The sequence below is a fragment of the Prosthecobacter sp. genome (genome assembly GCF_014879935.1).
Lineage (GTDB): Bacteria > Verrucomicrobiota > Verrucomicrobiia > Verrucomicrobiales > Verrucomicrobiaceae > Prosthecobacter.
In genome coordinates, this window is sequence record NZ_JACSRD010000049.1 from 1 (window position 1) to 9480 (window position 9480).

The window sequence follows — 9480 nt, forward strand, 5'->3', positions numbered from 1 at the left end:
CCGAAGATGGATTCGATCTCCCCGAAGGTAGATTCAATCTCCCCGAAGATGGATTCAATCTCCCCGAAGATGGATTCGATCCGCCCGGGGGCCGGCTCAAAGGTGCCGCTGGCTGCCCAACCTCGGAGCCGGGGTCAGGCAACTGGCTGACAAATCTCTTTCCTCTCTCGTGGCAGCAGAGCCTGGATCGAGCCCCGAAAGCCCCCTCCAGCCGTTTCCTGGGCGTCCCGGCGCCTCCTCGGACGCGAGGCCCGACGATGATCCCAAATCCGGGAATGGAGGGCCTACGGAAGACGCGGAACAGACGGAAAAAGTCAGTGAAAGGGGTTTCACTCCAAAGGTGAGTGGAGCCTGAGGCGACTTGGCTTGAGTTTCCGTGCCTTCCGCGTCAGCCGTAGGCCGTCATCTGCGTTTAGGATGATCAACCGCGGCCCGCCCGTTGTCCTGAAACCCCTGACTATTGGCAGGAGAATGAAGGCAGGAGAATGTTTCCATTCAGAGCCATTCTTCTGCCTTCATTCTACTGCCCAGTCAATCACATCGAGTGCCGCTACCGATGAGTTGACCGCCCCAATCTCTGCCGAAAGCGAGACCATCCAAGGCATCGGGTAGAAACATTTTCCCAAGCTCCTTTTCCAGGACCCAGAGCTGCTGAATCTTCCTACCCTAAATTTTTCTACCCGAAAATCGTGGGACGCACCTTGAGGGTGGAAAAAACATGGGCGGCAAAATATTTTCAAGCCTCTGATTCCGCCATTTTTAGCCGACCATCTTTAGCCTCAACTCTGGGGCAGACGTTTTGAACCGCTAACATGACGCTAATCAGACGCTAATTCCCAAACTCAGACATCAGCGTCATTTCAGCGTCCCATCAGCGGTTAGAATCCGTCTTCGCAAGTGGAACCAAGGCAGTTGGTAGCAAGATTGCGGGTAGAAAAATTTTCCCAAGCCATTGTCTGGATTCAGAGCTGCTGGAATCTTCCCACCCCCAACTTTCTACCCGAAAATCGACCGAAGCTCCTTGAGGTTGGCAGCAAGACGGATGGCAAAAGATGTCCCGAACCCACGTCCTGACTGAACCCCTGAGCCAGCCATTCTTCTCCCATCATTCTCCTGCCACCATCTCCCGGCGAACAGACGTTGTTCCGGTGGTCGATCGATTCAACTCGCCCTCCCACAGCAGCCCGGCCCCGCACGACGCCAAAAATTTCCCGGAACCCGTTCCCCTGCCTCTTTCCTGCCGCTCAGGCGAGCCTTTCTCCCGCGCAGGCACGCGGAAACCCCGTTCAGGCATGCCCTATTCCAGCTCTGGCACGCCTTTGTCCCGCGCAGGCAAGCCTGAAGCCAGACTCAATCTGGAGGACGACAAACTCGTTTTGCAGAACGGCGGGACCATCCCGGAGGAGGGACAAACGGGTTCGACCGGGGATGGGAGCCTCGCATCGCATGGCAATCTGCCCGGGTTCCGCTTGGGACGAGGCCGGAACCACGCAAGCCGGAGGTGTCCGAAAGTAGGTGACCCATCCGCCTGCTTCTCCTCGTGCAGAGGGCGGGGAGGAGGATTGGGGGGCGCGCGCTTCGGCCCGGTTCATCGCGTTGTCATGGGCGCGGGAAATGGGGTCAGGCAAAATTCTGACCAACGCTTCACCTCGCTCGCCCCTGCTTCCGTGAGGCTGCGGAGCCTGAATCGAGCCCCGAAAGCCCCCTCCAGCCGTTCCTGGGCGTCCCGGCGGCTCCTGGGACGCGAGGCCAGACGATGATCAACCGCGGATGAGGCGCTCATGAAACGCTCATCTCCAGCCTCTCACATCAGTGTCCAATCAGCGTCCCATCAGCGGTTTGAATCCGTCTTCGAAAGCAGACCAAGGCAGTTGGTGGAAAGATGGCGGGTAGAAAAGTTTCCCCCCGGCTTTGGAGACCTGCGTGGTGGTCCTGCCCTTGGCGCACCAGCACCACCCGGCAGGCTCGCGTGTCGCTCTGCGACACCGGATGCCTTGGGCCGTGCCGCTGTTTCCTGTTCCCGGCCTTGAAAGGCCGGGCTACGGCACGTTCGTCGCTCCGCGACTTCCACACAGGTTTTCAAGCACGGCCCAGGGACCTGCTGCGTCGGTTCCCTGTTATCTGAGGAGGGCGGAGGCGGTGGGTGATGCGAAGCCTTGGATGACCTCGAACACCCCAGATGCTCCTGCACCACCTTCCGTCCACGAACCAATGGGACTCGACGCAGCGCGTCCCTACCAACGGATGGCACCTTCCTTGAGGGGGGCTTCGAGATGATGCGGTCCTCAGGGCGGGATATTTTGCTTCCAAAGCAAAATTTGAACCGTTACCATCGCCGGAATCTCCAACGGCCATGCAATCGCCTAGACACGCCTTCCTCACGGTCGCTCTTTTGAGCACAGCCATCGTCCCGCAGCTCAGCGCCATTGACACCGTCAGCGTGATGAACGCCGAGAAGCCCAAGGTGGCCATTTTAGCCGAGGACGTGACCGTCGATGGCACGCGGCGGCCGGATCTGGGCCGGGCGCTGGCCGACAGCCTGAGCACGACTCTTCTGCGTCGGGGCCAGATGCGCGTGTTCAACCTTTCCACCGAGGAAACCAAGACCGGCACACAGACGCTGGCTGTGAGCCATCAAGAGGCCGCCAAGGCTCCGACGCTGGACAAGGACATCGACTACCTTTTGTCCTTCAATCTTTTCTCCAACGCCAACGAACACCGGCTGACGGTCAAAAAGACCCAGGCGACGAATTCGGAGCTCATCGATTCCCACCAGTTCTTCACGTATGGCCGCGTGAGTGATGTGTTCTCTCTCGTCGCGAAGGTCGCGGACCGTGTCGATCCGCTTCCGGTGCGCCATGCGTTCCCGGCCACGCAGTCCCCGGCGGAAATCCGGGCGCAGCAGCCCGATCCCACACCTTACCAGTCGTTCTGGGCCGGTGATTACGCGAATCCGGCCAGCCCGGCCTACGATCCGTGGAAGTCGAACCTCGTGGCCCAATACGACCTCAAGAATGTGCCGAAGGCGCTGATCTATCGCGAGCTGGGCTCCATCCAGCACATCGACAACACCTGGAAGTTCACCATCGTGCGTCCGGTCAAAGGCGTCGAATTGCGCACGAACGATCCGCTGCATGTGCTCTACGATGAGGGCGACGTGTATGCGAACCTCCGCGTCGGCACGGTCGAGAAGGAAGGTGCGGTGGCCGATTTCGGCGGCAGGACGCCGGAGCATCATCCGCTGTTCAATGGCGACAAGGTTTTCGGCTGGCACACGCCGCCGCCTGACCAGCCTGCGACGGCGAAGAAGTGAGGTTGTAATGCGGTCTTCGCAGGCTAAGCACTGCGGCCCGCATGCTCCAGCTCTCCCAGATTCTCCTGCCCGTCGATCATTCCGAAGCTGATCTGCGCAACGCGGTGCTGAAACTGCTGCGCATCCGCGAGGAAGACGTCATCAGCCTCAAGGTGAAGCAGCGTGCCATCGATGCACGACGCGGCCATGTGGAGTTCAGCTTCACGCTGCTCGTGGAGGTGAAGGAGGAGGCCAAGGTGGTGCGCCGGATGGGCAGGAACCCGCATGTCCAGCCCGCTGCCGACGAGACGTATCGCCAGATCACCGAAAACGTCGTCCGCACGCAGCCGCTGCGGCCGGTGATCGTCGGCACGGGACCGTGCGGACTGTTTTGCGGCCTGCTGCTGGCCCGTGCGGGGCTCAAACCACTGCTGCTGGAGCGTGGCAAGGCGGCAGGGGATCGTGCGCGGGATGTGACCGGCTTCTGGCGACGCGGCTGGGATTTCAACGCGGAATCGAACGTGCAGTTCGGCGAGGGCGGCGCGGGAACTTTCTCCGACGGCAAGCTCTACACGCAGATCCGCGACCGCGAGCACCGCATCCCGTGGTTGCTGCGGGAAATGGTGGCCGCAGGCGCGCCGGAGGACATTTTGATCAAGAGCCGTCCGCACATCGGCACAGATCGCCTGATCAAGGTCGTTCGCCATGTGCGTGAGGAAATCATCGCGCTTGGCGGCGAGGTGCGGTTTGGCGCGCGTGTGAGCGATGTGGTCATTGAGGACGGTGCGATGCGTGCCGTGGTGCTGGCGGATGGCGAGACGATCGAGGCACCGCGGATCGTTTTCGGCATCGGCCACAGCTCGCGTGACACGTTTGAGATGCTGCACCGTCACGGCGTGCCGTTTGAGGCGAAGCCGTTTTCCATCGGTGTGCGCATCGAGCATCCGCAGAAGCTGATCGACAAGGCGCTGTTCGGAAAGTGGGCCGGTCATGAGCGTCTGGGCTCCGCGCCGTACAAATTCGTCGCGCACTGCGGCACGGGCCGCGCGGCCTACAGTTTCTGCATGTGTCCGGGTGGTCTGGTCGTCGCGGCCACTTCGGAGCCGGGCATGGTGGTGACGAACGGCATGAGCAGCTACGCACGGGCCGAGGCGAACGCGAACAGCGGCTTCATGGTCGATGTGCGGCCCCAGGACATGCCAGCGGGCAATGAACTGGCCGGAATCGAGTTTCAGCGCCAGATCGAGCGGCGCGCGTTTGAGCTCGGTGGTGGTGATTATCGGGCTCCTGCGCAGTTGTTGGGCGATTTGCTCGCCGGGCGTGCTTCAACTGGTCCTGGCAAGGTTTTGCCATCCTACGAGCCTGGCGTGGTGTGGACGGATCTGCGTGAATGCCTGCCGGAATACGTGATCGAGACGATCCAGGAGGCGATTCCGCGCATTGACCGCAGTGTGCCGGGCTTCGATCTCGAGGACGCGGTGCTCACCGGCGTGGAAACGCGCAGTTCGGCCCCGGTCCGCATTCCACGCGATGCGCAGACGCTGGAATGCGTGAGTGTGAAGCATTTCTACCCGGCCGGCGAAGGTGCGGGTTATGCCGGTGGCATCATTTCAGCCGCTGCGGATGGCATGCGCGTGGCGGAGGCGATCTTGCGAGAGTGATGCTGGCATTCCTGCCCGCACAGAAGGGGTTGATTGCGGGCAGGAGCGCCCGCATCACTTGAAACTACAGCCCGCGTTGTTCGCAGATGTGTTGCAGCACGCCGCGGCAACCGTCTTCGAGGAGATCAAGGACGTGCTCGAAGCCCTGCTCGCCACCGTAGTAGGGATCCGGCACCTCCTGGGCGTCATGACCGGTGCAGAATTCGCAGAACAGGCGGATCTTTGCCGCGGAGCCGCCTTCCGTGCGGTCAAACGGGCGGATCTCACGGTGGTTGTCGCGGTCCATGACCAGGATGAGATCGTGGTCACGCAAATCCTCGGCGGTGACCTGGCGGGCGCGGCTTTGCAGGTTGTAGCCTCGTTTTTGCGCCGCGTTGCGCATGCGTTGGTCAGGCAGCTTGCCCGCATGCCAGCCGCCGGTTCCGGCGGAGCGGATGGCGATGTGGCCGCCGAATCCGGACGACTCCACCAACGCACGCATCACACCTTCCGCCGCGGGCGAGCGGCAGATGTTGCCCATGCAGACAAACAGAAGGCGGTAGGGCGCGTCCATGCGCGCCGCTAGGCCATGACGTTTGTCATCACAAGCAAAAGTGTTGTGGCGGAATTGTCCACATCCGGCACTCCCGTTCCCAAGGGATGAGAGACATCCCCCAAGATTTCTTTTTTTGCGAACCAGTCTTTGGTTGAGCCGTAGTTTGAGCACGCTATCTGCTTTTGAAACAGTCAACCCCCACGCCCCACACCGCCATGTCAGTCGTCTCCAAAGGTCTTGAAGGAATCGTCGCCGCAGAAACCCGTCTCGGGGAAGTGAAGGGAGCCGAAGGCGTCCTGTTCTATTGCGGCTACGACATCAACGAGCTGGTCAAGGTCACCTATGAGGAGGTTGTTTACCTGCTTTACTACAACAAGCTGCCGAACCGCGTCGAACTGGACAAGCTGACCACCGCGCTGCGTGCCGAACGCGAACTGCCGCAGGGCGTGATCGACTTCCTCAAGACCGCGCCGAAGAATGCGAAGCCCATCGACATCATGCGCACGGCCGTCTCGATGCTCGGCTGCTACGACCTGAAGCGTCACGACATCGAAGTGGGTGAGAACCTCGCCAACGCCATCCGCCTGACCTCGCAGATCGGCGTCATCGCCGCTTACTTCCACCGCGCCCGCCAGGGCCTGGACCTCCCGCCGGTGCGCAAGGACCTCAGCGAGGCCGCCCACTTCCTCTACCTCATGACGGGCGAGGTGCCGTCGAAGGAAGCCGAACGCACGCTCGACATCGCCTACATCCTGCATGCGGAGCACGGCTTCAACGCCTCCACCTTCACCGCACGTGTCGTCGCCTCGACGCTGAGCGACATGTTCTCCGCCATCTCCGCCGCCATCGGCGCTCTCAAAGGCCCGCTGCACGGTGGTGCGAATGAAGGCGTGATCCATATGCTGCAGGAGATCGGCAGCCTCGACAAAGTGGACGCCTGGGTCGCCGACGCGCTGGCGCAGAAGAAGAAGATCATGGGCATCGGCCACCGCGTTTACAAGGTGCTCGACCCGCGTGCGCCGCACCTCCGCGAGATGGCGATCAAGCTCACCGAGCAGCTCGGCGAGGCGAAGTGGATCCAGATGTCCGAACGCATCGCCACCATCATGCGCGAGCAGAAGAACCTGAACGCCAACGTCGATTTCTACAGCGCCACGGTTTACTACAGCCTCGACATCCCGACGGATCTCTTCACGCCGATCTTCGCCATCGCCCGCATGAGCGGCTGGACGGCGCACGTGCTGGAGCAGTGGAGCGAAAACCGCCTCTTCCGCCCGCTGAGCGAATACGTCGGCAAGCCCTACGGCCAGAAGGTCGTCCCCATCGACGAGCGCTGATTTGCTGAGCGTTTGTTTATTCGTTTCTGAGGGTGGCGAACGACCGCCGCCGCCCGTAATGTAGCTGTTTGATGCGTCTCCTTCCAACCATGGGAGCTGCCCTGATGCTTTGCGGCCAGGCGGCAGGACAGCCGGCGGCACGACTCGTGTGGCAGCCGGTGCAGGAGTATTTCATCCGTCGCGATGAGACCCAGCAGGTGCAGGCCGGCACGAAGCGGCTGAACTCCTTCACCGCCTACACCCACATCGGCTCCGACTTCGGTTTCCACGGCCCGGCGGAGCACGAGATCGAATGGCTCACCGACGAGATCGTCGTCCACCTGGGCCAGCAGCCGGAGGCCTGGGCCGGCATGTGGCACAGCCTGGCCGGACAGGCGCGCAATGCCTCGCGCGTGATGGATTTCACCAAGGCCTATCCGCCGCAGATCACGCCCAAGCACCAGCCTCGCGTCAATGCGGTGATGATCGGGGCCTCCGGCCGCGGCAAGATCAAGCTGGAGATCAAATCACCCGCCGACGAGCTGCGCTGGACCCAGACCGTGGAGGTGAACGAGGTGAACGACCGCATGTTCGTCCTCCCCGTTCCCGCGGAAACCCTGCGCGATGCCAAGGTGCTCGTCTGGACCGCCGAATCCGGCTCCGAGGTGAAGGTCTCCACCCTGCGCCTCGGCATCGAGATCCCGCCGATGCCCTGGGACACCTACGCCTTCCTCGCCTCCTACGCCAAGATCGCCCGCTGCTACTCCATCGACACCGGCTTCGTCCGCGACCGTGCCCACATTGAGGAAGGTGCCTTTGAATCCGTCTCCGCCACCGGCATGTACGTGCTCGCCTCCGCCGCCGCAGCGCAGGAGACGCTCGGCATCGTCACGCCGGACTACGCACGCTGGGTGCTCGCCCGCACGCATGAGGCGGTGAAAAAGCTCAAGACCGGCCACGGCCTGCTGCCGCACTTCGTGCATCGCCGGGACAACGCCTACTGCATCCATCCCGGCACCGAATACAGCACCGTGGACACAGCCATTTACGCCCAGGCCATGCTCCTGGCCGCCACCATGCTGGGGGAGCACCGCATCGCCGCCGAACTCGTCCAGCAGATGCAGGCCATCCAGTACGACCTACTCCGCTTGCCGGACGGCCACCTGTCTCACGGCCTCGCGGACGATGGCATCAGCCTCCTGCCGCACGGCTGGCAGGATTGGGGCGGCGAGACGGCGCTGGTCATGCTCATGGAAGGCATCGCCGATCCGCAGCATCGCCCGCCGCCCATGCGCACCCCCGGAAAGCCCTGGCAGGGCACCGGCTTCATCCCGGAGATCCAAAGCCTCTTCCATCCCGACTTCGACAGCGACCAGCCCGACGCCCACGATGGCGTCCGGTGGCTCAGCGTCCGCAAGACCATGCTCGGCGCCCAGCAGGCCTACCTCCCGAAGCGCTGGCCGCAGTCATCCGCCGCCCGCGATGGCATCTACAGCCTCTCCGCCGGTGAAAATCGCGCCGGGAACGGCTACCACGTCGGCGGCGTCGATCTGCCCGACCAGAAGCTCCTTCACCCGCACTACCTCCTGATGTCCGCCCCGCTGCACGACAAGCCCGCGGAAGTCTATGCGCTGCTCGAACGCATGGAAAAGGCCGGCTACTTCCCGCCTTGGGGCATGGTGGAGAATCTCGATGTCGATGGCCGCGGCTACCTGCCCATGGAAGGCGCCCTCAATGCCGGCTTCGAGGCCCTCGGCACCTACCACCTCTTCACACGCCATCGCGGCATCGCCGACGCCATTTACGACGCCAGCCTGAAATCCGCGCCTGTCCGCGACGCCATGCGGCTCTTCTACCCGCAGGCCGCCGGCACCGCCGAAGTCGGCGGCGCCACCGGTCCGTGAGTCTGCGGTGAAGCTCGACCTTGCTCCCTGCCCCATCCCCGGCTAACTCGACCGCCATGTTTGTTGATCAGATCAAAGTCCACGCCCGTGCCGGAAAAGGCGGCGATGGCAGCGCCCACTTCCACCGGGGTAAATTTCGTCCCAAAGGCGGCCCCGACGGCGGCGATGGCGGCCACGGCGGCAACGTCGTCCTCCTCGCCGACCCCAGCACCGACAGCCTGCGCAACTACGTCTTCAACAACCGCCTCTTCGCCGAGGACGGCGCGAAGGGCGGTGCGAACCAGTGCACCGGCCGCAGCGGCCGCGATGTCACCTTCAAAGTCCCCCCAGGCACCCTCGTCAGCCGCGTCACCGAGCAGCTCGACGAGGAAACCGGCGAGATCGTCCTCAAATACGAGCCCGTCGCCGACCTCACCGAGACCAACGGCACCCACATCCTCTGCAAAGGCGGCAAAGGCGGCAAGGGCAACGTCCACTTCAAGACCTCCACCCACCAGGCCCCGCGCGAGTTCACCCCCGGCACCCCCGGTGAGGAGGGCGACTTCCACTTCGAGCTCCGCAGCATTGCCGATGCCGGCTTCGTCGGCGCACCCAACGCCGGCAAGTCCACGCTCCTCTCCAAGCTCAGCGCCGCCAAGCCGAAGATCGCCAACTACCCCTTCACCACCCTCCAGCCCATGGTCGGCGTCGTCGAGTTCGGCGACAACCGCCGTGGCACCCTCGCCGACATCCCCGGCCTGATCGAAGGCGCGCATGAAGGGGCGGGACTCGG

The 9480-nt window shown here is 63.0% G+C and carries 6 protein-coding genes; 5 read left to right on the forward strand and 1 reads right to left on the reverse strand.

Features of this window, described 5'->3' with window-relative positions; genetic code table 11:
- The first annotated feature begins 2353 nt into the window (after positions 1-2353).
- Both IAE77_RS00995 and IAE77_RS01000 read left to right on the forward strand, forming a co-directional pair.
- On the forward strand, positions 2354-3313 hold the full coding sequence (locus tag IAE77_RS00995; protein ID WP_294220505.1) for a hypothetical protein: 960 nt from the start codon (positions 2354-2356) through the stop codon (positions 3311-3313).
- Between the two features lie 41 nt (positions 3314-3354).
- On the forward strand, positions 3355-4953 hold the full coding sequence (locus IAE77_RS01000) for an FAD-dependent protein (RefSeq protein ID WP_294220508.1): 1599 nt from the start codon (positions 3355-3357) through the stop codon (positions 4951-4953).
- 64 nt (positions 4954-5017) lie between these two features.
- Here the strand turns inward: IAE77_RS01000 and IAE77_RS01005 are convergent, their stop codons facing one another.
- Positions 5018-5506: a low molecular weight protein-tyrosine-phosphatase gene (locus IAE77_RS01005; protein WP_294220511.1), complete on the reverse strand. Its 489-nt coding sequence runs from the start codon at positions 5504-5506 to the stop codon at positions 5018-5020.
- Positions 5507-5703: 197 nt separating this feature from the next.
- Between IAE77_RS01005 and IAE77_RS01010 the strand changes: the two genes are divergently transcribed.
- The 3 genes from IAE77_RS01010 to obgE form a co-directional block, all read left to right on the forward strand.
- Positions 5704-6825: a citrate synthase gene (locus IAE77_RS01010; RefSeq protein ID WP_294220514.1), complete on the forward strand. Its 1122-nt coding sequence runs from the start codon at positions 5704-5706 to the stop codon at positions 6823-6825.
- A gap of 89 nt (positions 6826-6914) precedes the next feature.
- A complete protein-coding gene (locus IAE77_RS01015; RefSeq protein WP_294220516.1) occupies positions 6915-8708 on the forward strand; it encodes a hypothetical protein in 1794 nt (597 codons plus the stop codon).
- A gap of 56 nt (positions 8709-8764) precedes the next feature.
- Positions 8765-9480: GTPase ObgE (obgE, locus tag IAE77_RS01020; RefSeq protein WP_294220518.1), on the forward strand; the 716-nt coding region annotated here is incomplete at its 3' end.

Excerpts from the sequence above, each read along its gene's own strand:
- IAE77_RS00995 (WP_294220505.1), top strand. The coding sequence starts at position 2,354 with ATGCAATCGCCTAGACACGCCTTCCTCACGGTCGCTCTTTTGAGCACA.
- IAE77_RS01000 (WP_294220508.1), top strand. The coding sequence starts at position 3,355 with ATGCTCCAGCTCTCCCAGATTCTCCTGCCCGTCGATCATTCCGAAGCT.
- IAE77_RS01005 (WP_294220511.1), bottom strand. The coding sequence starts at position 5,506 with ATGGACGCGCCCTACCGCCTTCTGTTTGTCTGCATGGGCAACATCTGC.
- IAE77_RS01010 (WP_294220514.1), top strand. The coding sequence starts at position 5,704 with ATGTCAGTCGTCTCCAAAGGTCTTGAAGGAATCGTCGCCGCAGAAACC.
- IAE77_RS01015 (WP_294220516.1), top strand. The coding sequence starts at position 6,915 with ATGGGAGCTGCCCTGATGCTTTGCGGCCAGGCGGCAGGACAGCCGGCG.